The organism is Embleya sp. AB8 (genome assembly GCF_049739465.1).
GTDB lineage: Bacteria > Actinomycetota > Actinomycetes > Streptomycetales > Streptomycetaceae > Embleya.
In genome coordinates this window covers 132,210-158,298 of record NZ_JBMHHY010000015.1, presented here as the reverse complement: position 1 = coordinate 158,298, position 26,089 = coordinate 132,210, and the positions used below count along the sequence as shown (strand labels likewise).

At 68.6% G+C, this 26,089-nt stretch carries 22 protein-coding genes; 13 read left to right on the top strand and 9 right to left on the bottom strand.

The features are described 5' to 3' along the window. Positions 1-188: 188 nt before the first annotated feature. Positions 189-767, top strand: a complete 579-nt coding sequence (locus tag ABIA38_RS23280; protein ID WP_424640707.1) for a DUF6542 domain-containing protein — start codon at positions 189-191, stop codon at positions 765-767. A gap of 124 nt (positions 768-891) precedes the next feature. On the opposite strand, the gene ABIA38_RS23275 is transcribed toward ABIA38_RS23280, so the two are convergent. Next, the gene (locus tag ABIA38_RS23275) at positions 892-1,845 is read right to left on the bottom strand and encodes a 4-hydroxy-3-methylbut-2-enyl diphosphate reductase (RefSeq protein ID WP_424640706.1); all 954 of its coding nucleotides are present in this window, start codon (positions 1,843-1,845) and stop codon (positions 892-894) included. 137 nt (positions 1,846-1,982) lie between these two features. On the opposite strand from ABIA38_RS23275, the gene ABIA38_RS23270 reads away from it, so the two are divergent. Continuing rightward, positions 1,983-3,074, top strand: a complete 1,092-nt coding sequence (locus ABIA38_RS23270) for an acyltransferase family protein (RefSeq protein ID WP_424640705.1) — start codon at positions 1,983-1,985, stop codon at positions 3,072-3,074. Between the two features lie 41 nt (positions 3,075-3,115). Here ABIA38_RS23270 and ABIA38_RS23265 read toward each other — a convergent pair whose 3' ends face one another. Further along, complete coding sequence (locus ABIA38_RS23265; RefSeq protein ID WP_424640704.1) at positions 3,116-4,111, bottom strand: alpha/beta hydrolase family esterase; 996 nt, start codon at positions 4,109-4,111, stop codon at positions 3,116-3,118. Positions 4,112-4,282: 171 nt separating this feature from the next. On the opposite strand from ABIA38_RS23265, the gene ABIA38_RS23260 reads away from it, so the two are divergent. Together ABIA38_RS23260 and ABIA38_RS23255 are read left to right on the top strand one after the other, a co-directional pair. Then, positions 4,283-4,708: a (deoxy)nucleoside triphosphate pyrophosphohydrolase gene (locus tag ABIA38_RS23260; RefSeq protein WP_424640703.1), complete on the top strand. Its 426-nt coding sequence runs from the start codon at positions 4,283-4,285 to the stop codon at positions 4,706-4,708. Between the two features lie 128 nt (positions 4,709-4,836). Then, complete coding sequence (locus ABIA38_RS23255) at positions 4,837-7,290, top strand: SpoIIE family protein phosphatase (RefSeq protein ID WP_424640702.1); 2,454 nt, start codon at positions 4,837-4,839, stop codon at positions 7,288-7,290. 38 nt (positions 7,291-7,328) lie between these two features. Here the strand turns inward: ABIA38_RS23255 and ABIA38_RS23250 are convergent, their stop codons facing one another. Both ABIA38_RS23250 and ABIA38_RS23245 read right to left on the bottom strand, forming a co-directional pair. Beyond that, positions 7,329-7,589 (bottom strand): Txe/YoeB family addiction module toxin, encoded by a 261-nt coding sequence (locus tag ABIA38_RS23250; RefSeq protein ID WP_424640701.1) that lies wholly within the window; start codon positions 7,587-7,589, stop codon positions 7,329-7,331. Continuing rightward, positions 7,586-7,843, bottom strand: a complete 258-nt coding sequence (locus ABIA38_RS23245; RefSeq protein ID WP_424640700.1) for a type II toxin-antitoxin system Phd/YefM family antitoxin — start codon at positions 7,841-7,843, stop codon at positions 7,586-7,588. Before ABIA38_RS23245 ends, ABIA38_RS23250 begins: the two co-directional genes overlap by 4 nt. A 43-nt stretch (positions 7,844-7,886) precedes the next feature. On the opposite strand from ABIA38_RS23245, the gene ABIA38_RS23240 reads away from it, so the two are divergent. Both ABIA38_RS23240 and ABIA38_RS23235 read left to right on the top strand, forming a co-directional pair. Further along, a complete protein-coding gene (locus ABIA38_RS23240; protein WP_424640699.1) occupies positions 7,887-9,605 on the top strand; it encodes a hypothetical protein in 1,719 nt (572 codons plus the stop codon). Continuing rightward, a complete protein-coding gene (locus ABIA38_RS23235; RefSeq protein WP_424640698.1) occupies positions 9,571-10,050 on the top strand; it encodes an HIT family protein in 480 nt (159 codons plus the stop codon). The genes ABIA38_RS23240 and ABIA38_RS23235 overlap by 35 nt, the downstream gene beginning before the upstream one ends. 52 nt (positions 10,051-10,102) lie before the next feature. Here ABIA38_RS23235 and ABIA38_RS23230 read toward each other — a convergent pair whose 3' ends face one another. The 5 genes from ABIA38_RS23230 to ABIA38_RS23210 form a co-directional block, all read right to left on the bottom strand. Next, positions 10,103-10,861, bottom strand: a complete 759-nt coding sequence (locus ABIA38_RS23230; protein ID WP_424640697.1) for a succinate dehydrogenase/fumarate reductase iron-sulfur subunit — start codon at positions 10,859-10,861, stop codon at positions 10,103-10,105. Between the two features lie 7 nt (positions 10,862-10,868). Further along, entirely contained in the window at positions 10,869-12,797 is a 1,929-nt protein-coding gene (locus ABIA38_RS23225) for a fumarate reductase/succinate dehydrogenase flavoprotein subunit (protein ID WP_424640696.1), read from the bottom strand. Between the two features lie 60 nt (positions 12,798-12,857). Next, positions 12,858-13,679 carry a hypothetical protein gene (locus tag ABIA38_RS23220; protein WP_424640695.1) on the bottom strand — a complete coding sequence of 274 codons (822 nt, stop codon included), beginning with the start codon at positions 13,677-13,679 and terminating at the stop codon, positions 12,858-12,860. 4 nt (positions 13,680-13,683) lie between these two features. Further along, complete coding sequence (locus tag ABIA38_RS23215; RefSeq protein WP_424640694.1) at positions 13,684-13,995, bottom strand: hypothetical protein; 312 nt, start codon at positions 13,993-13,995, stop codon at positions 13,684-13,686. 285 nt (positions 13,996-14,280) lie between these two features. Then, complete coding sequence (locus ABIA38_RS23210) at positions 14,281-15,090, bottom strand: hypothetical protein (RefSeq protein ID WP_424640693.1); 810 nt, start codon at positions 15,088-15,090, stop codon at positions 14,281-14,283. A 201-nt stretch (positions 15,091-15,291) separates the two neighbouring features. Between ABIA38_RS23210 and typA the strand changes: the two genes are divergently transcribed. The 7 genes from typA (at position 15,292) to ABIA38_RS23175 (ending at position 25,986) form a co-directional block, all read left to right on the top strand. Continuing rightward, positions 15,292-17,157, top strand: coding sequence for a translational GTPase TypA (gene typA / locus ABIA38_RS23205; protein WP_424640692.1), 1,866 nt, complete (start codon positions 15,292-15,294; stop codon positions 17,155-17,157). A gap of 332 nt (positions 17,158-17,489) precedes the next feature. Further along, the gene (locus ABIA38_RS23200; protein ID WP_424640831.1) at positions 17,490-18,527 is read left to right on the top strand and encodes an ABC transporter permease; all 1,038 of its coding nucleotides are present in this window, start codon (positions 17,490-17,492) and stop codon (positions 18,525-18,527) included. 127 nt (positions 18,528-18,654) lie between these two features. Continuing rightward, the gene (locus ABIA38_RS23195) at positions 18,655-20,418 is read left to right on the top strand and encodes an ABC transporter substrate-binding protein (RefSeq protein ID WP_424640691.1); all 1,764 of its coding nucleotides are present in this window, start codon (positions 18,655-18,657) and stop codon (positions 20,416-20,418) included. 82 nt (positions 20,419-20,500) lie between these two features. Beyond that, positions 20,501-21,484, top strand: a complete 984-nt coding sequence (locus tag ABIA38_RS23190) for an ABC transporter permease (protein WP_424640690.1) — start codon at positions 20,501-20,503, stop codon at positions 21,482-21,484. Positions 21,485-21,546: 62 nt separating this feature from the next. Next, a complete protein-coding gene (locus ABIA38_RS23185) occupies positions 21,547-22,647 on the top strand; it encodes an ABC transporter ATP-binding protein (RefSeq protein ID WP_424640689.1) in 1,101 nt (366 codons plus the stop codon). A 41-nt stretch (positions 22,648-22,688) separates the two neighbouring features. After that, positions 22,689-23,822 carry an ABC transporter ATP-binding protein gene (locus ABIA38_RS23180; RefSeq protein WP_424640688.1) on the top strand — a complete coding sequence of 378 codons (1,134 nt, stop codon included), beginning with the start codon at positions 22,689-22,691 and terminating at the stop codon, positions 23,820-23,822. Positions 23,823-24,333: 511 nt separating this feature from the next. Next, positions 24,334-25,986, top strand: coding sequence for a peptide ABC transporter substrate-binding protein (locus ABIA38_RS23175; RefSeq protein WP_424640687.1), 1,653 nt, complete (start codon positions 24,334-24,336; stop codon positions 25,984-25,986). Positions 25,987-26,089: the final 103 nt, after the last annotated feature.

Here is a 26,089-nt window from a genome sequence, read left to right as displayed (position 1 = left end):
GCGTCCTCCCTCATGAACCCCGACGATCGGGGCAGGGATCGCACGGACGGCGCGACACGGGCGAGTGAGGTTTTTCGTGTTCTTGGACGGTTTTGACCGTGATGCGGCAATACCTTGGGTGGATGGAACAGCGCAGCCGAACGGGAGCGGGTCCCGTCCCGACCCGGAACCCACCGAAACGGCCTCCCGTGCCGGCGCCCGGACGAGGTGACGCGGCGCGGCGCCGCCCGCCCGGGTCCGCGTCGACGTCCGGCGCCGGATCGCCCGCCGACCGCGCCCAGGCCCGAGACCGTGCCGCGACCCGCCCGGCGGCCCGCCCGGCCCGCCCCGGCCGCCCAGCCCCGCCCCGCCGGCCGAACGGCGCCGGCACCGCCGCCCGCCGCCCGACCGGCCCCGGCCTCACCGCCGCCGGCGCGGCCGTGTTCGGCTTCGGCGGCACGCTGCTCGGCGGCCTGCTCGACCAGCTGGTCACCGATCGACTGGGCTTTGTATTCGGCCTCGCGTTCGTACTCAGCGCCGCCCTCGTCGCCTGGAAGGTGCGGATCCAGGACTGGATCGCCGCGATCATCGTGCCCCCGATCGGGTTCGCCGCGACCATCGTGCTGGTGAGTACGTTCCTGGGCGCCGACACCAACGAGAGCTATCTCGCGAGGGTGGGCCTGGACCTGGTCACCGCGCTGTCCTTCAAGGCCGGCCTGCTGTGGGGCGGCACCGCGCTCGCCGCCGCCGTGGCCCTGGTCCGCCACCGGATGGCCGCACGCACCTGAACCCGCATCCGAAACCCGCATACGAGAACCCGCATCCGAAACGCACCCGAGCCCGGATACCAAAAGGAGGCCGGCCCGAACCCGGACCGGCCCCACTCACCCAACCGCGCTCACCCAACCGCGCTCACGCGTTGCGCAGATCCCGCCGCAACTCCTGCGGCAGCGCGAACTGCAGCCGCTCCTCCACCGACCGGTGGATGTGCACGTCGGCGAACCCGCGCTCGGCGAGCCACGCCAGCACGCCGTCCACGAGCACCTCGGGCACCGACGCACCGGAGGTGACGCCGACCGTGCCGACCCCAGCCAACCACTCGTCCTTGAGCTCTTCCGCGTAGTCGACCAGGTACGACGCCCGCGCGCCCGCCTCCAACGCCACCTCGACCAGCCGCACCGAGTTGGACGAGTTGGTCGAGCCGACCACGATCACCAGGTCCGACTCGGCGGCGATCTGCTTGACCGCGACCTGGCGGTTCTGCGTCGCATAGCAGATGTCGTCGCTCGGCGGGTCGATCAGCAGCGGCAGCCGCTTGCGCAGCTCCTTGACCGTGGCCACGGTCTCGTCCACGGACAACGTGGTCTGGGACAACCAGGCCACCTTCGCCGGGTCGCGCACCTCGACGTTGGCCACGCCCTCGGGGCCGTCCACCAGGTGGATGTGATCGGGCGCCTCGCCGGCGGTGCCGATCACCTCCTCGTGCCCCTCGTGACCGATCAGGAGGATGTCGTAGCCCTCCTCGGCGAAGCGCACGGCCTCCTTGTGCACCTTGGTCACCAGCGGGCAGGTGGCGTCGATCGTGCGCAGGGACCGGGCCGCCGCCTCCTCGTGCACCACCGGAGCCACGCCGTGTGCGGAGAAGACGACCGTGGCGCCCTCGGGCACCTCCGCCGTCTCGTCCACGAAGATCGCGCCACGCTTCTCGAGCGTCTCGACGACGTATTTGTTGTGCACGATCTGTTTGCGCACGTATACCGGCGCACCGTACAGATCGAGGGCCTTCTCGACGGTCTCGACGGCTCGGTCGACGCCCGCGCAGTAGCCCCGGGGGGCGGCGAGCAGGACGCGGCTGGTTGGCGACATGAGTCCATCGTACGGGCGGGCCACGAAGATCCACCGGGGTCCGCGACGCAAAGCAGGCGTAATAGGGTCCTTGGGCGGAGCCGGCCCCCAGGGTGTCGCGCCCCGACCCGCCCACGCCGTCCACGGGAAGACGTCGGATGCCCTTCAGCTCAGCGGAACGGCCCGAGCACGACACGTCCTCCGTCGGGGGGCCGGTCAAACGGCGCCGGGTCAGCTGGGATCTGCTGCGGGTGGCGTTCGTCTCGCTCGTGCTGCTCTTCCACGGCACCTACCTGGCCCGCGAGTGGCACCCCGAACTGGTCGCACGTCCGTTCGTCTTTCCGTACCAGATCGGGGCGAGCCTGCTCCTGGTCGTCTCCGGCTACTTCGCCGCGGTCTCGCTGCGCAAGGGTGACGTGGTCCGCTGGTGGGTCGGCCGGATGGCGCGGATGTTGCCCGCGTTCCTGGTCGGCGTGCTGGGCACGTCGTTGTTCCTGCGGCTGTGCGCGCCGCCCGGCTGGTACGCGCCGACCCTGGGCGACGTGTGGGCCAACCTGGCCATGTTGTGGAATTGGAAACCGCAGTCGTACACCTATGTGGACGCGGCCTATTGGACGATTCCGCTGCAACTGTTGTGGTTCACCGCGATCTTCGCCCTGTGGCGATGGCGGCGGGCGCACGGCGACGGCACCGCGCGCACGTTGTGGCTCGTGCTGTTCGTCGAGCTGTTCCTGCTGCCGATCCGGCTGCACCTGCAGTCGGAGGCGTTCCGCACCCTCTACGACGGGTTCGGGCTCTACCGCGTGCACCTGTTCGCCGCCGGCATCGGGGTGCATCTGTGGTCGCGGCGGCGGATCCACGGCGTGCACGCGGTGCTGCTGCTCGGCGCGTGTACGTTCGCGCATCTGTGCCAGACCCGGCAGGTGTCCTGGACGGTCGGCGTGGCCCTCGGCATCGCGGCGATCTGCGCCGCGGCGCTCGGCCCGGACTGGGACCGCTTCCTGCCAAGGTGGGTGGCGCGACTCTTCGAGTGGACGGCCGGCATCACCTACGCGATCTACCTGGTGCACCAGTCGATCGGCTACGTGGTGATGCGCCGACTCCAGGACCACGGCGTCGGCGCGACGGGTCAACTGCTCGCCCTGACAGCGGTGGCGATCGGGCTCGGCTGGCTGCTCACGGTGCTCGTCGAGCGCCCGGCGCATCGCGCGCTCATGCGCGGCTTCGACCGGTTGCGACCGGTGTCGTGACACCCGCAGGGGTGAATCCCGGAGCCGGCGCGAGTACCGGGCTACAGCGAGTACTTGGCGAAGAACGCCCACATCAGCTCATTGGCCGAGATCTCCTGGTTGATCCGGCCGAAGCCGCGTACCTCGGTGCCCGCCGCGCCCGGCCAGGTGTGGCCCGCGTCGGACTGGGTGTACAGGATCACCGCCGCGTCGCCCCCGCAGTCCGGGTACGCGGTGCGCTCGACGTGCCGGGACACCTTGGTGCGTACCGGTTTGCTCGCGCAGTCGTCGATCTCGGCCCAGCGCCGCACCGCCTCGGGCACGGTGTAGGTCCAGCGCGACGCGGGTCCACCCTCGTAGGGGTTGGCCTGGTCCGCCTGGCCGTGGAAGGTCAGCACCGGCATCGGCCGGATCGGTCGGCACGGCGCGGGCCGGGCGCCGTCGGTGCCGTCCGCGCGCAGCCCGGAGACCGGCGCGATCGCGGCTATCCGGCGGCTGAGTGTGCAGCCGAGCAGCGAGGTCATCCGGGCGCCGCCGGAGAAGCCGGTCGCGTACACCCGTTTGTCGTCCAGGCACAACGAACGATCCAGCGCGTCCAGCGTGGCGCCGACGAAGCCGACCTCGTCGCGTCCGCCGACCGCGGCCGGGTGTCCGCCGTAGAGCGGCACGCCCGGGATGTTCCAGGCCCGCCCGCCGGTCGTCCCCGGGTAGCTCAGCCCGCCCTCGGGGATCGCCACCACGAAGCCGTAGCGCTCGGCGGTGGCACCGAGCCCGCTGAGCGCCATCTGCGCCGCGCCGGTGCTGTTGCTGCCGTGCAGGTTGAGCACCAGCGGTCGGGGGTCGGCGCCGTTGTAACTCTGCGGCAGGTAGGCCTGGACCCGGTAGGTCTCGCCGGAGAAGGACACCGGCACGCTCACCCAACCCTGCCGGTCCCGGCCGTTGCAGCCGGTGTCCGCGGCGGCCGAACCGGCCGCCGACGGGGTGCTCTGCCGGGCCGTCATCCGGGCCAGCGCGAACACCGCGAGGACCGCGACGACCGCCGCGAATATCGCGAGCACGCGGCTCAACCGCAGGCCCGCGCACCGGAATCGCACCACTGTCGCCCCACTCGTTCGGTGATCCGGGTCCGGATCCGGCTCATTCGGGAAGCATGTCCCCGAAGTCAGACGTTCACGAACCGACAAAGGTTGCCTCCTGCGCCGCCCCCTCGGCACGTAGAGTTGTCCGCCATGACCGGGACCCGCATCGTCGTCGGCGCCGCGATCCTCCATCGAGGACGCGTACTGGCCGCGTGCCGCAGTGCCCCGGCCGAGTTGGCGGGCGGTTGGGAGTTCCCCGGCGGCAAGGTCGAACCGGGCGAGGGCGAGCCCGCCGCGCTGGTTCGCGAGTGCCGCGAGGAACTCGGAGTGACCGTGCGACCGGTGCGCCGACTGCCCGGTGCGTGGCCGCTCGGGAAAGGCTACGTGCTCCGGGTCTGGCTCGCCGACCTGGTGTCGGGTGAGCCGGCGCCGCTCCAGGACCACTCGGCGCTGCGCTGGCTCGACGCCGGCGCGGTGGCCGGGCTCGACTGGCTGCCGGCGGATCGACCGGCGGCGGAACTGGTCGCCGGGGAACTGCGGACGCGGGGGTCGGTGACGGTCGTGGAGGACGGGTGACGAAATGCTGCGCAACGCGGGCAAATACGCACATAGGGTCGACCGGCACCCGCCCGAGGGCCGAGCTTGAGATCGTGATCAACCGGGAAAACGGTCCGCAGTAGCAGCGACAAAGGAATCCGCCGTCCATGGAGCAGCGCCGAGAAGCCGACCGGAGTCCGGGGGACCCGGCCCGACGGTCGACGGCGCCCGGATCGTTGTTCGATCTTGTCCCGTCGGCGACCTGGGTGCTCGACGCCGACGGCCGGATCGTGATGTGGAGCGCCGCCGCCGAGCAACTCTTCGGCTATCGGCGCGAGGACATCCTCGGCGCCTACGCGATCGACCTGATCCATCCGCCGTTCACCGCCGAACAGCAGGCGGCCACCTCGAACGCGGTCGCGGGCATGGACGTGTTCGCCGGCTCGTACACGATGCGCCGCGGCGACGGCACGCTGTGCTCGGTCGAATCGCGCGCGGCCTTCGCCGAGGACCTGGCCGGGAACCGGTTCGTGCTGATCACCTCGATGGACTCGGCGGTGGTGCACAAGGTCGAGGCCGATCTGGCGATCCGCGAGGCGTTGTTCGACCAGTCCCCGATCGGCGTGGGCATCTTCGACGCCGAGTTGCGCTACGTCGCGGTCAACGACGCGCTCGCCGCGATCAACCGGCTGCCCGCCGAGGAGCACATCGGCCGCCGGCTCGAAGAGGTCCGGCCCGGGATGGACACCGAGCGGGTGCGCACCATCCAGCAGCGCGTGCTGGCCACCGGCGAACCGGTGGTCGACTCGCGGATCTTCGGGCCGATCCCCACCGACGGCAGCCCGCGCACCGTGTGGTCGATGTCGTACAACCGCCTGGAGGCGCCCGGCGGCCGGATCCTGGGCATCAGTTGCTCGCTGATCGACGTGACCGAGCGGCACTACGCGATGGTCAAGGTGGACGCCGCGCGCAAGCGGCTCGCGCTGCTGAACGAGGCGGGCACCCGGCTCGGCGCCACGCTCGACATCCCCCGGATCGCCGAGGAGTTGACCGCGTCGGTGGTGCCCGGGTTCGCCGACCTGGCCGCGGTGGATCTGCTCGAGGCGATCGCCCGGGGCGAGGAGATCCCGCCCGGCGCGCACGCCGAGAAGGCCCGGCTGCAACGGGTGGCCTCGCGCGGCGCGCGTCCGGGGCGATACACCGACGAACTGCTGCACCAGGGCAGCACGTTGGTCTACGCCGCCGACTCGACGTTCGGGCGCTGTCTGCGTACGGGTGGCTCGTACCTGATGCGCAACGTGCAGGACGAGATGTACGACGAGCTGATCCACGACCCCACCCGGGCCGCGGCGGCCCGGGCGCTGGGCCTGCATACGATGATCGTGGTCCCGCTCAGCGCCCGGGGCGTGGTGCTCGGCACGATGTTGCTCGCACGCGGCGAGGGGCGGCCCGCCTTCGACCCCGACGACCTCACCCTGGCCACCGAACTGGGCTCGCGCGCGGCCGTGTCGGTGGACAACGCGCGGCTCTACCACCACCAGCGGGAGACCGCGGTGATGCTCCAGCGCAGCCTGCTGCCGCAGAACCTGCCGGAGTTGCCGGGGATCGCGGTCGCGCACCGCTACCTGCCGGGCAGTTCGGTGACCGAGGTCGGCGGCGACTGGTACGACGTGATCCCATTGTCCGGCGGCCGGATCGGGCTCGTGGTCGGCGATGTGATGGGTCACGGGGTGCACGCGGCGGCGGTGATGGGCCAGTTGCGCACGGCGGTGCGCACGCTAGCGGGCCTGGAGTTGCCGCCGGCCGAGGTGCTCGGACATCTCGACGACATCGTGGTGGGGCTCGGCGAGCTGCACTACGCGACCTGCGTTTATGTGGTCTACGACCCGGTGGCGCGCACCTGCGAGTTCGCCAGCGCGGGCCACATGCCGCCGATCCTGGTGCCGCCCGGCGGGCGCCCGCGGGTGGTCGACAACCCGCCGGGCACGGTCCTGGGGGTGGGCGGACTCGGCTTCGAGCAGGGCGATTTCGCGGTCGAGTCGGGCAGCACGCTGGTCCTGTACACGGACGGCCTGGTGGAAACCCGGGACCGCTCGCTGGACACCGGCATCGAACTGCTGTGCGCGGCGGTCGCGGGGCCGCCGGGAACGCTGGAGCAGACGGCCGACAAGATCGTCGCGGACGTACACGAGGAGCCCGGCTTCGACGACGTGGCCCTGCTGGTGGCCCGCCTGGACGCACTCGCCGAGGACTCGCTCGCGTCCTGGTGGCTGCCGGCCGAACCGGCGGTGGTCTCCCGCGCCCGCGAGCTGAGCCGCAAGACGCTCACCGAGTGGGGCCTGGACGCGCTGGTCGACATCACCGAGTTGCTGGTCAGCGAACTGGTCACCAACGCACTGCGCTACGGCGCGGGCCCGATCCGGCTACGGCTCCTGCGCGGCCGCGCCCTGCTGTGCGAAGTCGCCGACGCCGGCACCACGTTGCCCCGCATGCGCGAGGCGGAGGACACCGACGAGGGCGGCCGGGGCCTGCAACTGGTCAACCAACTCGCCGAACGCTGGGGCAGCCGCAAATCGGGCCACGGGAAGACGGTGTGGTTCGAGCTGCCGCTGCCGGAGTAGGGCCGCCCCAGGCTCGACCGACGACTCGCGTCGCCCGCTCAGCTTTCGTAGTGGTAGCGGCACTGGGCGATCAGGATCGAGTCGTCTGTGAGCTTGTAGATCAGGCGGTGCTCGTCGTTGATCCGGCGTGACCAGTAGCCGTGGAACCCGTGCTTGAGCGGCTCCGGCTTGCCGATGCCCTCGTTGCCGTTGCGCGCGATGTCGGCGACGAGTGTGTTGATGCGCTTGAGGATCCTGCGGTCCTGGACCTGCCACCACAGGTATTCCTCCCAGGCTCGGGAGGCGAAGACGACCTTCACTCCTGGTCCACCAGCTCCCGTACGGTCCCTCCGCCGTTCTCCAGCTCCTCGATGGAGGCCAGGAGGCGGCGGGCGTTCGCGGGGCTGCGCAGCAGGTAGGCGGTTTCCTTGAGGGCCTCGTAGTCCTCCAACGAGACTATGACCACCGGCTCGTGTCCCGCCCGAGTGATCACGATTTCCTCGCGGTCGTCCACGACCGCGTTGAGCACCTCGGCATAGCGAGCACGGGACTCCGAGTAGGTCATCGTCTTCATGGCTCGACTCCTCCAGTAGGTACAAGAAATTGTACGTCCGCAGTTGGGTGGCGACAACGGCATCCAAAGATTGCGCATCCCCGGCTCTGTTACCGTGCCCGTGGATCGACGATCACAGGGGGGACGGATGGGGGCCGTCAATCGATCGAGGGCTGAGCGGCAGCGTCAAGCGCGGATCCTGCGCTATTGGCGGGCCGTGGAGTATTTCTCCCCGCCGAAGGTCGATCCGGTGAATCCACGCAAGAACCTCTTCGCCGTGGGGCCGGATCGGCCGCTGCCCCGGGAGCCCGGCTCCGCCGTGAGTCGGGCCGGGTCCCGGCCGGGTCTCGTGTGGCAACACACGGTCTACGCAGGGATCTTCGCGGTCGACAAGGTACGTGACGTCTTGTTACGGGCGTTCCGTGTTCCGGAGTCCGAGCAGGACTTCGACGGCCGAATCGGCGGCGACAGCGCCATGCTCTGCTTCACCGTGAACCAGGACGGGCTGCTGATCAAGGACAGTGTCACCCTGTCCTCGTGTGCCTGGGCGATCGGGCAGACCCTGAACCCAGGGCCGCACAGCGACCAATGGCTGACCGGTTTCGACGAGGACAGCACGCAGCTGCTGCAACGGCTGCTGGACCTCGGCGACGGGAGGATCGAAGTCGATCGCCGGTCCGTGGCCGGCTCTGCGTCGCCGCAGTCGGGGCTCGGCCCGGTCGCGGGGCTGATGTCCCGCCTCGTCTTCAGTGCGGCGACGGGCGGGCTCGGGGCGGTGACCGGTGCGGTGGGTGCCGGGCCGGGTCCGGTGGCGGGGGTGCCGGCCGCGAAGGTGATCGAGCAGGTCGGCGGTGACTTGATCGATTCCGCTACTGCCCGGTTCACCGACCGCACCCCGGGTGACAGCGCAACATCCGGCCAACCTCCGGGCAGCGGTGAGGTGCGGGAAGCGGACCGGCGCGCGGCGGAGCCGGCGGGACCTCCGCCGGAGGTGGGCACGAAGGTCCTGGATGTGTATGACCTGGCGGCCATCACCCGCTGGGTGGCCGAGCAGCTCGGCCACGCCGAGGTTCTCCAGCCCAACGCGATCCGGGTCAAGAGCCATCAGGTCGCGGCCCGGCATGCGGATGAGGCGGGCGGTGATGTTTTCCTCAACAGCTTCTACGCCGACGATCTGGAACGGGTCGCCGGTGTTCTCGAGGCCGGGCAGGCCGGCACCGCGCTGCTGGACTACCTGCGGGCCGAGGCCGATCTGGATGCGATGAACCGCTTTGACGTGCGGCGCCTGCCCGAGATCGTGTTGGAGAGCGTGCAGCCGTCGAGCATGCCCCTGGGCCGGTGGCCGACGGATGCCGACAAGCCGCTGGTGCTCAGCCGGCAGTTCGCGGTGAACCGCATCCTGGAGAGTCTCGGGGAGGGCGACGGCCGCGGCCTCTACGCGGTCAACGGACCACCCGGAACCGGCAAGACGACCCTGCTGCGCGACCTGATCGCGGCCTTGGTGGTCCAGTGGGCCGAGCGGTTGGCGGACCTGAAGCGGCCGGAGGATGCCTTCGTTCGAAAGCGGCGCACCTGGCGTACGGAGGAGACCGCCGGCAAGACCTACCCGCGCACCATCCACCCCCTGGTCCCCGAACTCACCGGCTTCGAGATCGTGATCGCTTCGTCCAACAACGGAATCGATCCTTGGCGATCCCCTCACGTACGGGCGACAGCCGAGCACAGCCGACCGCACCGGACAGGACCCCATGCCCACCACCCACCCCCGCTGTCACCCCTGTGAACAAGAAGCCCGGTTCGCCGAGTTGCCGCCCCGGGAGTTGGTTGCGGCCGATGCGCACTGGCGGGTGGCGCATGCGTTCGACAGTGCGTTGTCCGGGTGGTTGGTGCTCGTGCCCCGGCGGCATGTCGTGTCGATCGCCGAGCTCGACGCGGCCGAGGCGGCGGTGCTGGGGACCTGGCAGGTGGCGCTTGCGCGGGCGTTGCGGGAGGTGACCGGCTGTGCCAGGACCTACGTGGCCCAGTTCGCCGAGCGCGAGGGCTTCGCGCACGTGCACTTCCACGTCGTACCGCGCCCGCCGGACCTGGCCGCCGAGCTGCGCGGCCCGGGTGCCTTCGCCTTTCTCGGCCGCCCGCCGGCGGAGCGCGTCCCGGTCGCGCGGATGGACGAACTGGCCGTCGCCCTGGGCGAGGCGCTGGGCCGACCGACGCCGTCCGGCCGGCCCTGAGCCGCAACTCGACCGACCATTTTCGGCCGGCCCCACGCCGCCACCCGACCGGTCAGTCCCCGGATCCCCGGCGCCTGATCCTGTTCCCCAGCCACACCAGCGGGTCGTACTTGCGATCCGCCACCCGCTCCTTCATCGGGATCAGCGCGTTGTCCGTGATGTGGATGTTCTCCGGACACACGTCCGTGCAGCACTTGGTGATGTTGCACAGGCCCAGGCCGTGTTCCTCCTGGGCCGCCTGCTGCCGGTCCGCCACGTCCAGCGGGTGCATGTCCAGTTCGGCGATCCGCATCAGGAAGCGCGGGCCGGAGAAGGCCGGTTTGTTGTCCTCGAAGTCACGGATGACGTGGCAGGTGTTCTGGCACAGGAAACACTCGATGCACTTGCGGAACTCCTGCGAGCGCTCGACGTCTACCTGCTGCATGCGATACTCGCCCGGCTTCAGCCCCTTCGGCGGGGTGAACGAGGGCACCTTGCGCGCCTTGGCGTAGTTGAACGACACGTCGGTGACCAGGTCGCGGATCACCGGGAAGGTGCGCATCGGGGTGACCGTGACCACCTCCTCCGGCGCGAACGTGCTCATCCGGGTCATACACAGCAGCCGCGGCCGGCCGTTGATCTCCGCGCTGCACGAACCGCACTTGCCCGCCTTGCAGTTCCAGCGCACCGCGAGGTCCGGCGCCTGGGTGGCCTGGAGTCGGTGGATGATGTCCAGGACCACCTCGCCCTCGTTCACCTCGACCTTGAAATCGCGCAGCTCGCCGCCGTCGGTGTCGCCGCGCCAGATGCGGAAGTCCGCCTTGTAGGACATCGGACAGTCAGCCGTCCTTCCCGGGAAGCTCTGCGTCGGTCAGGTACTTCGTCAGCTCGTCGCGCTCGAAGAGGTCCAGCAGGTCGGCGCGCATCGGCACCGCCTCGCTCCGGGTCAGTTCGACCGACAGGTGCTCCGCGGTCGGGTCGACGATCGAGCACGCGAGCACCACCCGGCGCCACTCGGCGGACATCGCCGGGAAGTCGTCGCGGGTGTGCCCGCCGCGGCTCTCCTGCCGCTCCAGGGCCGAGCGCGCCACGCACTCGCACACCAGCAACATGTTCCGCAGATCCAGGGCCAGGTGCCAGCCCGGGTTGTACTGCCGATGGCCCTCGACCCCGGCCTTGGCCGCGCGGGCCTTCAGCTCCTCCAGGCGGGTCAGCGCCTCGGCCATCTCGCCTTCCTTGCGGATGATGCCGACCAGGTCGTTCATCGTCTGCTGGAGCTCCTGGTGGACCGTGTACGGGTTCTCCGCGCTCTCCACGGCGAATGGCGCCAGCGCCTCGGTGGCGGCCGCGTCGAGCTGTTCCCGGGCGACCTCGCGCCGTGCCTCGCCGATCTCCTCGGCGTAGCGGGCCGCGTGTTCGCCCGCCCGGCGGCCGAACACCAGCAGGTCGGACAGCGAGTTGCCGCCGAGCCGATTGCTGCCGTGCATGCCGCCGGCCACTTCACCGGCCGCGTACAGGCCGAGCACCCCCGGCGTCGCGGCGGTGTCCGGGTCCACCGCGATCCCGCCCATCACGTAGTGACAGGTGGGCCCGACCTCCATCGCCTCCGCGGTGATGTCCACGTCGGCCAGTTCCTTGAACTGGTGGTACATCGACGGCAGTTTGCGGCGGATCTCCTCCGTGCCGCCGGCCATCCGGCCGACCACGGTCAGGAACACCCCGCCGTGCGGCGAGCCGCGCCCGGCCTTGACCTCGGAGTTGATCGCGCGCGCCACCTCGTCCCGGGGCAGCAGCTCGGGCGGGCGCTTGTTGTGTTCCTGGTCGGTGTACCAACGGTCGCCCTCGGCCTCGGACTTGGCGTACTTCTCCTTGAACACGTCCGGGATGTAGTCGAACATGAACCGTTTGCCCTCGGAGTTGAGCAGCACCCCGCCGTCCCCGCGCACCGACTCGGTGACCAGGATCCCCTTCACCGACGGCGGCCAGACCATCCCGGTCGGATGGAACTGGACGAACTCCATGTTGATCAGCGGCGCCCCCGCGAGCAGCGCGAGCGCCTGCCCGTCACCCGTGTACTCCCACGAGTTGGAGGTCACCTTGAAGCCCTTGCCGATCCCGCCGGTGGCGAGCACCACGGCGGGCGCGTCGAAGACGGTGAATCGACCCGACTCGCGCCAGTAGCCGAACGCGCCGGTGATCCGCTTGCCGGTCTCGGAACCGGCGTCCGGGACGGTCAACAGGCGGGTGATGGTGCACTCCTGAAAGACCTTCAGCCGCGCCTCGGGATCCCCGAACTCGCGTTCGTCCTGCTGTTGCAGCGCGACGATCTGCTGCTGGAGGGTACGGATCAGCTCCAGACCGGTCCGGTCGCCGACGTGTGCCAGGCGCGGATACTCGTGGCCGCCGAAGTTGCGCTGGCTGATCCGGCCGTCCGCGGTGCGGTCGAACAGCGCCCCCCACGACTCCAACTCCCAGACCCGGTCCGGGGCTTCCTTGGCGTGCAGCTCGGCCATCCGCCAGTGGTTGAGGAACTTGCCGCCGCGCATCGTGTCGCGGAAGTGCACCTTCCAGCTGTCCTGCGAGTTGACGTTGCCCATCGAGGCGGCGATCCCGCCCTCGGCCATCACCGTATGCGCCTTGCCGAACAGCGACTTGCACACGACGGCGGTGCGCATGCCGCGCATCCGGGCCTCGATCGCGGCCCGCAACCCGGCGCCGCCCGCGCCGATCACGACCACGTCGTACGAATGACGTTCCACTTCCGACACGACTGCCACTCCTGTACTGGGCTGGGGCGAGGTGATGCGCGCAAAGCCATGCGCGAGGAATCAGAAGAACCGCGGATCGTCGAAGGCGCCGCTCGCGACCAGGTAGACGTAGAGGTCGGCGAGCCCGACGCTGACCAACGAGGCCCAGGCGAGCTGCATGTGCTTGCCGTTGAGGGTGCTGACCAAGCCCCAGAAGCGATACCGCACCGGGTGCTTGGAGAAGTGCTTGAGCTTGCCGCCGACGATGTGCCGGCACGAGTGGCAGGACAGCGTGTACGCCCAGATCAGCAGCACGTTGGCGAGCAGCACCAGGGTGCCCAGGCCCATGTGCCCCCAGGCGCCGTCCTCGTCGCGGAACGCGATCAGCACGTCCCAGGACAGGATCACCGCCACGATCGTGGCGAAGTAGAAGAAGTACCGGTGGATGTTCTGCAGGACCAGCGGGAACCGGGTCTCGCCCGAGTACGAGCCGCGCGGCTCGGGGACCGCGCACGCCGACGGCGAGGCCCAGAAGCCCCGGTAGTAGGCCTTGCGGTAGTAGTAGCAGGTCAGCCGGAAGCCGAGCGGGAAGATCAGCACGAGCAGTGCCGGGGACAGCCCCCACCAGTCGCCGAACAGCGGTGCGTTCGCGCTCAGCGGCATGCTCTCGCACTTGGCTGCCAGACACGGCGAGTAGAACGGCGACACGTACGGCTCGGCGAAGTAGTCGTCGTTGGCGAACGCGCGCCAGGTCGAGTAGACGATGAACGCGGACAACATGGCCACGGTCAGCGCGGGCGAGAGCCACCAGCGGTCCGTGCGCAGATGTCGCGCGCCGATCCGCGCCCGGCCGGGCGCGTTGGTGCCGGTCCTGCCGGCGGGTCCCGTCGTCCCTGTAGCCAAGACGTCACCTTCCTGTCCGGCGGGGCGGCCGCATGCCGCCCACACCTTCGTCGTCCGCGTCCGCGAAGAGGCCCGGGTCGTAGGGCAGATCGGACATCACCTCGACCGGCGTGGGGACGGGCTCGACCACCGGTTCGACCTCGGCGATCGTCTCGGCCAGGAAGCCGAGGCTGCTCCTGGCCCGTTCCACGTCGTCGCTGAGCCGGCGCACCCCGTACGTGTCGCCGAGCGTGCGGCGCAGCCCACGCACCGCGCGCGCCAGTTCGTCGAGCCTGCGCCTCGCCAGAGCCAGGTCCTCTTGCGCCCGAGTCGTCAAGATCGCGCTCACCTCCTGCTTTTCCGGCGCCACGTCGTCGGGGGCCGGGGGATGGGGACGGTGTTGCGGACTTGCCATTGATTCCCGAGGTGGGAACGTCGGCAGTCTGGCGCGAACGATCAATCGATGGAAAGTGTTTCGCGAATCTGGTGGGTCACAGATCGGGAAAAGACGATGGCCGAACAAAAGATCACCGGAATTCGATCTTGTCGAATCAAGATCGAATTCCGGTGATCAGCGGGAACGGCGTTTAAATGATCTTCGCGGGTGTGCGGAAATCGAGGTTTAACGATCTTCGAGGCGCATCGTGGCGGCCGGAGAGGATTCCACCCGGGCGCGGGTCGCGGCGATTCGCGGTCGGCCGGGCAACACCCGTTCCGCCTCGACGAGTGCCTCGCGGGCCGATTCGATGTCGCCGGCCGCGCAGACACACAGCGCGAACGTGCACAATGCGTCGGCGTGCCCGGCGCGGGATGCCCGCTTTTCGGTGGTCACCAGACGTTTGGCGGCCCGTACCGCCTTCGTGGCGTTTCCGTGCAACACCATCAGGAGTGGTTCGTCGTCCTCGGCTTCGAGGCGAATCGTCGCGCCCGAGCGGTGTTGATAGGAATCGCCCGGCTTGCGCAGTGCCTCCTCGGCGGCGGCCAGATTGTCCGCCAGCGGCACCGTGCCCATGATCAGCGCCTGCACCATGACCTCGCCGAACAACGCGCGGGCGGTGTCCCAGGCCGGGTGGCTCGGGCCGATCCGGTCCAGATAGGCGCGGGCCACCGCCGCCGCGGCGGCGTCGTCGGCATGTGCCTCGAGGGATTGCACGCGCGCGAAAGTGCGATAGGGCTCACTTTCCGGCTCGTCCGGAATCAGATCGGCCAATTGTTCGACCATGGCCACATCGCCGTCGCGATACGCCTCGGTGGCCCGCTCGTACAGCAGCCGGGCTCGCCCCGCCGGGGTGCCCTGATCGGACGGTAGGGGCGGTGTGTCGGCCCCCATATCGGTCGGAACAGGCCCAAAGGTCCCGTCCGCCCGGTCGGCGGCGCGCCGGGACCACCGCTTGCGGATGCGCTCGTTGAAGGACTCGCCAGACTCGCTCACACCTACGGATTGTGCCCTGTGGAGCCCTCGAACGGCGGCCGGCGGGCGCCGGGACCGAGCGGGGGACGCTCCTCCCCGTACGATTGAGCTTGGCGCCGAGGAGGCAGGCCGGTTCGCGCGATGCCCATCGTGCGGCTGAGGAGGCCCGCGGTCGCCGGCCCGTCCGTAGCATCCCCGACTGAAGCCGAGAGACACGCAGCCGTGCCCACGCGCCATGACATCCGCAACGTCGCCATCGTCGCCCACGTCGACCACGGCAAGACCACCCTCGTCGACGCCATGCTGAAGCAGGCGGGCACGTTCAGTGCCCACCACCAGATGGACGATCGGGTGATGGACTCCAACGACCTGGAGCGCGAGAAGGGCATCACCATTCTCGCGAAGAACACCGCCGTCGCCTATCACCCCAAGGACGGTGGCCCCACGGTCACCATCAACATCATCGACACGCCCGGCCACGCCGACTTCGGCGGAGAGGTGGAGCGCGGACTGTCGATGGTGGACGGTGTCGTGCTGCTCGTCGACGCTTCGGAGGGCCCGCTCCCGCAGACCCGCTTCGTGCTCCGCAAGGCGCTCGCCGCGAAGATGCCGGTCATCCTGTGCATCAACAAGGTCGACCGTCCCGACTCGCGCATCTCCGAGGTCGTCGACGAGACCTACGAGCTGTTCATGGACCTGGACGCGACCGAGGAGCAGATCGAGTTCCCGATCGTCTACGCGTGCGCGCGGGACGGCGTGGCCACGCTCGTGCGCCCCACCGATGGCACCGTGCCGACCGACAGCGACAGCCTGGAGCCGTTCTTCCAGGCCATCCTGGACTCGATCCCGGCCCCGGAGTACGACGAGGGCGCGCCGCTCCAGGCGCACGTGACCAACCTGGACGCGTCCAACTTCCTCGGTCGCATCGCGCTGTGCCGGGTGCACCAGGGCACCATCCGCAAGGGCCAGCAGGCCGCGTGGTGCCGGCACGACGGCACCATCGAGCGGGTCAAGATCACCGAGCTGCTGATGACCGACCAGCTCGAGCGCAAGCCCGCCGAGTCGGCCGGCCCCGGCGACATCATCGCCATCGCCGGCATCCCGGACATCATGATCGGCGACACCATCGCCGACCCCGAGGACCCGCGCCCGCTGCCGCTGATCACGGTGGACGAGCCGGCCATCTCGATGACCATCGGTACCAACACCTCGCCGCTGGTCGGCAAGGGCGGCAAGGGCCACAAGGTCACCGCCCGCCTGGTCAAGGACCGCCTGGAGCGCGAGCTGGTCGGCAACGTGTCGCTGCGCGTGCTGCCCACCGAGCGGCCCGACACGTGGGAGGTGCAGGGCCGCGGCGAGCTGGCCCTGGCGATCCTGGTGGAGACCATGCGCCGGGAGGGCTTCGAGCTGACCGTCGGCAAGCCGCAGGTGGTCACCCGTGAGGTCAATGGCAAGATCCACGAGCCGGTGGAGCGACTGACCATCGACTCGCCGGAGGAGTACCTCGGCGGGATCACCCAGCTCCTGGCCTCGCGCAAGGGCCGCATGGAGACGATGACCAACCACGGCACCGGCTGGATCCGGATGGAGTTCGTGGTGCCGGCGCGCGGGCTGATCGGCTTCCGTACCGAGTTCCTCACCGACACCCGCGGCACCGGCATCGCGCACAGCGTGCATGAGGGCTACGAGCCCTGGTTCGGCGAGATCCGGACCCGCAACAACGGCTCCCTGGTGGCCGACCGCGCCGGTGTCGCGACGCCGTTCGCGATGATGAACCTGCAGGAGCGCGGCCAGATGTTCGTCGAGCCGACCACCGAGGTGTACGAGGGCATGATCGTCGGCGAGAACTCGCGCGCCGACGACATGGACGTCAACATCACCAAGGAGAAGAAGCTCACGAACATGCGCTCGTCGACCTCCGACGAGACCGAGAAGCTGATCCCGCCGCGCCGGCTGTCGCTCGAGCAGGCCCTCGAGTTCTGCCGCGAGGACGAGTGCATCGAGGTGACCCCGGAGACGGTGCGCATCCGCAAGGTCGTGCTCGACCAGAAGGAGCGTGGCCGCTCCGCGTCGCGCGCCAAGCGCTGAGCGCCTGACGGTCGCCTTCGGACGACCCGAAACAAGCCGGTGACCTGCGGTCGAACCCGCAGGTCACCGGCTTTTCGCATGCTGAGACCAAGTCGATATCTTTGCCCGATTATATTCGTTATGTTTCCAATGCGTGTAACATTTTCGAACAAAAATCGATCTGGTTCGAAACTTCGAACGCACATGAATGGCGAATATCTTTCGCACTCCGGTTTAGTCTGACTGTCCTCTTGACGTTTGGGTAATTGGGTTGCGAGAGTCCGTGCGGCCACCAAACCAAACGGAATCCGGTCGCACCCGACCGCGACTCGGGGGTATTTGCAGTCATGACCATGCAACCCCAGCTGGTCCCGGAGGCGGGAGGATCCCCGAATCCGGGAACGTCCGACTCCTCGCTCGCCGAAGCGGGGGTCGCGGCGGCACCGCAAGAGGTGGTCGGGCGATCGCCCGGCCAGCTCGCCTGGCGGCGTTTCCGCAAGGATCGTAGCGGTGTGATATCCGCGGCGATCGTGATTTTCTTTTTCTTGATCGCTTTCGCTGCACCCTTGATCGAAAAGCTCTACGGCAAGGATCCGTACACCCGTTACGGGCAGATTCACCCGGGTCTGCTCAACGAGGTCGGGGCCCCGATCGCGGCCAACGGCGGCATGTCGAGCGAGTACTGGTTCGGCATCGAGCCCGCGGTCGGCCGGGACGTGCTGATGCAGCTGGTGTACGGGATCCGTACCTCGCTGCTGCTCGCCGTGATCGTGGTGCTCATCGTCACCGTGGTCGGCACCGTGCTGGGCATCACCGCCGGATACCTCGGCGGCAAGGTGGACTACGTGATCAGTCGGGTGATCGACACCCTGCTCGCGATGCCCTCGCAGTTGTTCTTCATCGCGTTCACCCCGATCGTGCTCGCGCTGTTCGTCAGCGAGCGCGAGACGACGCCCACGACGCTGCGGGCGACGGCCCTGATCGTCGTGTTGTCCCTGTTCGGCTGGACCCGGATCGCCCGGATCCTGCGCGGGCAGGTGCTGTCGATGCGCGAACGCGAGTACATCGAGGCGGCGAAGGTCAGCGGGGCCGGGACCCGCCGGATCGTCTTCAAGGAACTCCTGCCCAACCTGTGGACCCCGATCCTGATCATCGCGACGCTCGATCTGCCGACCTACGTCACGACCGAGGCCGCGCTGTCCTTCCTCGGTGTCGGCATGACCGAACCCACCCCCGACTGGGGTCGGATGATCAACAAGGGCTTCGAAGGCATGCAGAGCGACGTCACCTACCTGGCCTTCCCGGCCATCGCGATGGTGATCTTCGTGCTCGCCTTCAACCTGCTCGGCGACTCGGTGCGCGACGCGCTGGACCCCAAGTCGAACCGATGACCGGCCGAGGTCCGCGCGCGCTCGACCCACGCGCCGTGACCTCGGAGCCCGCGCAACCGCTCCTGCGTACGTCCCACCCGCCGCGGCACCTGGGCCCGGTGAACGGTTTTCTGGATGAGGGGATCACATGACAACGACGGGGAAGCGCCGAATCGTCGCGCTGTGCGCGGTAGGGGCCCTTGCGGCCTCGGCCAGCGCGTGCAGCAGCGGCAGCGGGGACAAGAAGGACAACACCGCGAAACCCTCCGCCAAGACGGCGTCCGTCATCATCGGCTCGGTGGCCGATTCGAAGGGCCCCGCGGCGGAGGTGCCCGGGGCCAAGAAGGGCGGCGTGGCCGGCGTCCTCAACCGCACCGGCTTCTCGCACCTGGACCCGGGCCGGGCCTACGTCAGCAACCTGATGACCGTGGACGAGCTGGTCACCCGCCGACTCACCACGTACAAGATCGAGGGTGACAAGACCACCCTCGTCGGCGACCTCGCCACCGACCCGGGCACCACCACCGACGGCGGCAAGACCTGGAAGTACACGCTCAAGGACGGCCTCAAGTACGAGGACGGTTCCCCGATCGTCGCCGCCGACGTCAAGTACGGCGTCGAGCGCACGTTCTTCAAGGCGTGGAACGAGGGTCCGACCTGGATCCAGACCTGGCTGGCCGGCACCGACAACTACTTCGACACCTACCCGGGCCCGTTCGACGGCGCCGAGCTGGGCAACGACAAGATCGAAGTGCCGGACGCGAAGACGATCATCTTCCATCTGACCTCCCCGCAGGCGGACTTCCCGTTCGCCGCCGCGATGGGCACCACCGCGCCGATGCCCAAGTCCAAGGAGACCAAGGAAGGCATCGACACCAAGCCGTTCGCCAGCGGCGCGTACAAGATCTCCTCGCACGAGCCGGACAAGCAGCTGATCCTGGACCGCAACCCCAACTGGGACCCGAACACCGACGCGGTCCGGCACCAGTACGTGGACTCGTTCAAGCTCGAGATGGGCATCCCCGCGGCGACCCAGTTCCAGCGACTGACCGCCGCGGCCGGCAGCGACGCTTCCGCGTTCACGCTCAACGAGCGTCCGGACGCCAACTTCGCGCAGCAGATCGCCACCGACCCGGCGCTGAAGAACCGGGTCACCGACGGCGTGGGTCCGTTCACCAACCGCTGGGACATCAACAACCTGCGGATCACCGACGTCAATGTGCGCAAGGCGATGCTGACCGCCTTCCCGCGCCAGTCCGCCCGGCTGGCCGAGGGCGGCCCGATGTCCGGCGACTTCGCCACCACGATCGCCTCGCCCACGCAGTTGGGCTACGCGCCGTACAAGAGCCTGTTCGACGGTCTGCCGCCGGACGGCGACCAGGCCAAGGCCAAGCAGATGCTGGAGGCCGCGGGCAAGGTCGGGCAGAAGGTGGTGCTGTGCATCACCACCACCAAGGTCCAGCAGGAACGCGCGCTGCCGATCATGGACATGCTCGGCAAGGCCGGCTTCCAGATGGAGCGCAAGGAGATCCCGGACAAGGAGTACTACGACACGATCGGCATGGTCGACACTCCCTGTGACCTGTACTGGGCCAGCTGGGCGGCGGACTGGCCGACCGGTTCGACCGTGTACACCCCCGTGTACGACAGCCGGCAGGTCAAGGACAAGCTGCCGAACTACTCGAAGTACAAGAACCCGGCCGTCGACGCCGAGATCGACCGCATCCTGAAGATCTCCGACCCGAACGCGCAGGCGGTCGAGTGGATGAAGCTCGACGAGAAGATCATGCAGGACGTGCCGTCCATCCCGTACACCTACATGCGTCACCGCCTGGTGTACGGCCCGCAGATCGGCGGCGCCGCGCTGAACATCTACGGCGCGATCAACCTGAACAACGTCTTCATCAAGTAGCCGTCAGGTCCCCGGGGACCCGAGCCGACCACACCGGCCGGCTCGGGTCCTCGGGGGCACATCGCGGAGGAAGCCCAGCCTCATGCTTCGATTCCTGGTCCGGCGGCTGCTCGGCGTAGCGGCGATCCTGCTTGTCGTCAGCCTCATCACGTTCTACCTGTTCTTCGCGGCCTCGGGTACCGATTCCGTCGTCCGCCTGTCGTGTGGCAAGAACTGCACACCCGAGATGCGCGAGACGGTCAAGCACAACCTCGGCCTGACCAAACCGATCCTCGAGCAGTATTGGATCTTCCTGTCCGGGATCTTCACCGGTCGCAACATCGGCGACAAGACCTGCAACTTCCCGTGCCTGGGCTACTCGTTCGCCAACAACCAGAACGTCTCGCACACGGTGGCCGACCGCTTCCCCACCACGGTGTCGCTGGCCATCGGCGCGATCGTGATGTTCATGACGCTGGGCATCAGCCTGGGGGTCCTGGCCGCGATGCGCCGGGGCAAGGCGACCGACAAGGCCGCCACCGGGTTCGCGTTGCTCAGTGGTTCGGCGCCGATCTACGTGCTCGGCCCGGTCTTCATCTATGTCTTCGTCCAGCAGTTGGGCTGGTTGGATCGGCCGCAGTACCACCCGTTCACCGAGGATCCGGTGCAGTGGGCCTCGGGGTTGCTACTGCCGTGGATCTGTCTGATGACCATCAATATGGCCATGTACGTCCGCCTCACCAGATCCACCATGGTCGACGTGTTGTCCGAGGACTATGTGCGAACACTTCGGGCCAAGGGCCTGTCCGGTCGCAGTGTCTACCTCAAACACGCCTTCCGCGGCGCGCTGAGCCCGATCGTCACCGTGCTCGGCGTGGACATCGGGGTGTTGATGAGCGGCACGATCATCACCGAGAGCACCTTCAGTCTGCACGGCATCGGGATGCTGGCGGTGACCTCGGTGACCGACTCCGACCTGCCGATGATGATGGGCGTCGTGGTGATCGCGGCGAGCTTCACGATGCTGGCGAATCTCGCGGTGGACATGTTGTACGTCGTCATCGATCCCCGGGTCCGGCTCTCGTGAGGGGGCGGCGTCCAGTGGGTTCGCGTCACCGATCACCAGCCGCAGGGGCCGAGGAGCCGGACATGGCCGCGAGTACCGACACCACCGCCGATCAGCCGGTCGGCGCGGCCGACCCGAGCGCGGGGCAACCGGCCTCCTCCGCCGACGCGTTCCTGTCGGTGCGCGATCTGCGGGTGCACTTCCGCACCGACGACGGCATCGTCAAGGCCGTGGACGGGCTGTCCTTCGACGTGGAGAAGGGCCGCACGCTGGGCATCGTCGGCGAGTCCGGCTCGGGCAAGTCGGTGTCCTCGCTGACCATCCTGGGTCTGCACAACCGCGAGCGGACCACCATCGGCGGGGAGATCCGCTTCGACGGCCACGAGTTGGTCAAGATGCCCGAGCGCAAGCTGCGCGACCTGCGCGGGCGGCGGATCTCGATGATCTTCCAGGATCCGCTGACCGCGCTGTCGCCGTTCTACACGGTGGGCGAGCAGATCGCCGAGTCGTATCGGCGGCATCTGGGCGCCAATCGCAGCGACGCGCACGCGCGGGCGATCGAGATGCTCGACCGGGTCGGCATCCCCAACCCGAAGACCCGGGTGAACGACTACCCGCACCACTTCTCCGGCGGTATGCGCCAGCGCGCGATGATCGCGATGTCCCTGGTGTGCGACCCCGACCTGCTGATCGCCGACGAGCCGACCACCGCGCTGGACGTCACGGTGCAGGCGCAGATCCTGGACCTGCTGCGCGACCTGCAGGACGAGTTCGGCACCGCGATCCTGTTCATCACGCACGACCTGGGCGTGATCGCGTCGATGGCGCACGACGTGCTGGTGATGTACGCCGGGCGCAGCGTGGAGAAGGGCACCGTGCGCGAGGTGCTGAAGAACCCGAGGCATCCGTACACGTGGGGACTGTTGTCCTCGATGCCCAATCTCTCCGGTGACGTCGACCTGCCGCTGCGGCCGGTGCGTGGCACGCCGCCGAGCCTGCTGGCGCCGCCGCCGGGCTGCCCGTTCCACCCGCGGTGCGACTACGCCGACACGGTGGGCGGGGACCGGTGCTCGACCGAGCGACCGGTGCTCACCGTGACCGAGGGTCGCGGGTCGGCCTGTCACCTGAGCGCCGAGGACAAGCAGCGGATCTTCATCGACGACGTCCGCCCGCTGCTCGGCTGATCGCCGAAGCCCGGCCGACGGTAGAAAGCAGGAGAACGACGATGACCGAGACGATCAGCGAGTCCCCGGCGCCGGCCCCGGACCCGGCGCCGCAGTCGCCCGGCGAAGCGCTGCTCGACGTGCGGGGACTGGTCAAGTACTTCCCCGTCAAGGGCGGCGGCGTGGTGCGCCGCAAGATGCTCAACGTACGGGCGGTGGACGGGATCGACCTGTCGGTGGCGCCGGGGGAGAGTGTGGGTCTGGTCGGCGAGTCGGGGTGTGGCAAGTCCACCACCGGCCGGCTGATCAGTCGGCTCCTCGAGCCCACCGGCGGCACCATCCACTACGACGGCAACGACATCACGCACGCCGGCCGCAAGCAGTTGGCCCCGATCCGCAGCCAGATCCAGATGATCTTCCAGGACCCCTACTCCTCGCTGAACCCGAGGCAGACGGTCGGCGCGATCGTGAGCTCGCCGATGGAGGTCAACGGGATCAACCCCGAGGGTGGCCGGAAAAAGCGGGTCCAGGAGTTGCTCGAGCGGGTCGGGTTGAACCCCGAGCACTACAACCGTTTCCCGCACGAGTTCTCCGGTGGCCAGCGGCAGCGGATCGGGATCGCCCGCGCGCTGGCGCTGCAGCCCCGGCTGATCGTCGCGGACGAGCCGGTCTCCGCGCTCGACGTGTCGATCCAGGCGCAGGTGGTCAACCTGCTCCAGGGCCTGCAACGGGACCTGGGCATCGCGTTCGTGTTCATCGCGCACGACCTCGCGGTGGTCCGGCACTTCTCGCAGCGGGTGGCGGTGATGTACCTCGGCAAGATCGTCGAGATCGCCGACCGCAAGTCGCTCTACACCAACCCGCACCACCCCTACACCCACACCCTGCTGGCCGCGGTGCCGGAGCCGGATCCGGACAAGAGCGGGAATCGGACCCGGGTGCACGCCTTCGGCGACATGCCCAGCCCGATCAACCCGCCGTCCGGCTGCCGGTTCCGCACCCGTTGTCCCAAGGCCCAGGACGTGTGCGCGAGCGAGGAGCCGCCGCTGATCGAGGTCGAGGCGCTGCTCGCGGGTCATCGCGTGGCGTGTCACTTCCCCGGTCCGCTGGAGGCGACCGCGAAGGCGGAGGAGGAGATGCCGGACGAGCGGATCGAGGCGGCGCTCGAGGCGGGCATCAGCACCGACCCGGAGTGACGACCGCGGGTGTATACCGCAGGTGGGAACGGGATGCCGGCGATTTGGCGGCATCCCGTTTCCCATGCTTTCCTGCTGGTCAGCTACGCGCGTTGAACCGTACCGGGACGGCCGACCCGCACCGTCTCGGCCGGGCGAGTGCCGTCACGCTGCGTAGCGTTTCTCGCTTGGTGAGACGAGGTAGGGGCGTCCTATGGGTGTTCGTTCATCGGACTGTATGCTCCGGGCAGCGGTACACGGTGTCCGTTTGGTACGGCTTCATTACTGGTCTCATATGTCTGGGTTTCGAGAATGATCACAGATTTACGTGATCAAACTGAAACCTGTAGGGGATTGGTCGCAGCCAATCGGTGACGGATAGTAGATCCGCTTGTGCTCGGAACCTGGTCACGCGCTCGGGGGCGCCGACTCTACGAGCAGCTGTGACGGATGCTTCCCATTGGGACGCCCCGTTGCACTTCACTTCGGTAGTGATTCCATGAGGAGGCAACCCATGCGCGGAACAACGCGCGTGAAGTGGGTCGTTGGTGTGGCCGTTCTCGGCCTGGCCGCGACTGCGTGTGGCAGCAGCGACAGCGGTAGCAAGGACAAGGGCAACGCCACCTCCGGTGGTGGTGGCGGCAGCAACAACGGCCTGCCCGCCGGCTACTACTCGGCCTACAGCACCGAGCCGCAGAACCCGATCCAGCCCGCGAACTCGAACGAGACGGGTGGTTTCTACCCCCTCCAGCTGATGTTCCGCGGCCTGTACACCTACGACTCGAAGACCGGCCAGCCCGTGGCGGCCATGGCGCAGTCGGTGGACAGCACGGACTCGATCAACTACACGGTGAAGATCAAGCCCGGGTGGACCTTCCACAACGGCGAGCCGGTCACCGCGAAGTCCTACGTCGACGCCTGGAACTGGGGCGCCCTCTCCACGAACAAGCAGATCAACGCGAGCTGGTTCGAGAAGATCGAGGGCTTCGACGCGCTGCACCCGAAGGACGGCGCGCCCACCGCCAAGGAGCTGACCGGCCTCAAGGTCGTGGACGACACCACGTTCACGATCAAGCTCGTCCAGGCGTACTCGTCCTTCAAGGCGAGCCTCGGCTACGTGGTCTACTCGCCGCTGCCGCAGGAGTTCTACAAGGACCCGGCGAAGTTCGGCGAGGCGCCGATCGGCAACGGTCCGTTCCAGCTGGACACCGCCAACGGCGGCTGGAACCACAAGAAGTCGCTCACCGTGAAGAAGTTCGACAAGTACGCCGGTGACGACAAGGCGAAGTCGAACGGCGTGCAGCTGCAGTACTACACGACGTACGACGCCGGCTACACCGCGCTGCGCGACAACAAGCTCGACGTGATCGACCAGATCCCCACGTCGGCGATCGGCAGCTTCAAGAAGGACCTGGGCGAGCGCGCGATCGAGGCCCCGCAGTTCTCGATCCAGAAGATCGGCTTCCCGCTGTACGACGCCGGGTGGGGCAAGCCGGGCGTGGAGAAGGTCCGTCAGGGACTCTCCATGGCGATCGACCGGGCGAGCATCGTCAAGGCGATCTACAAGGGTGCCGAGCAGCCCGCGACCGACTGGCTGGCGCCGAACATCCCCGGCTACAGCAAGGACATCACCGGCGACCTGACCAAGTACGACCCGGTCAAGGCCAAGCAGCTGGTCAAGGACGGTGGCGGCATCCCCGGTGGCAAGCTCACCATCGCCACCAACGCGGACGGCCCGCACAAGGAATGGGTCACCGCGGTCTGCAACAGCATCAACGAGGTCATCGGCCAGGGCTCGTGCGAGCCGAAGCTGTACCCCGAGTTCAGCGTCGCGCGTAAGGACATCACGGCCAAGAAGATGACCGGCGCGTACCGGACCGGCTGGCGTGCGGACTACCCGTTCCCGGACAACTTCCTCTCGGACGTCTACCTGACCGGTGCCGCGTCCAACGACTCGGGCTACTCCAGCGCGACCTTCGACGACCTGGCCAAGCGCGCGGCGGCTGCCTCGGACCCGACCCAGGCCATTCAGCTCTGGCAGGACGCCGAGAAGCAGATGGCGAAGGACGTTCCGTCGATCCCGCTGTGGTACTACGTGACCAAGGGCGGCTACTCGACCCACGTCTCCAACGTCATGATCGACCCGTACGGCAACCCGGTCTGGACCGAGGTCACCGTCAAGTAGTGATCCGGACATGACCCGGCACCGACCACGGTCCGGCCGCACCGCAATCGGTGCGGCCGGATCTTGGCGGTGACGGGCCGGGCCGGTGACGTGCGATCCACGA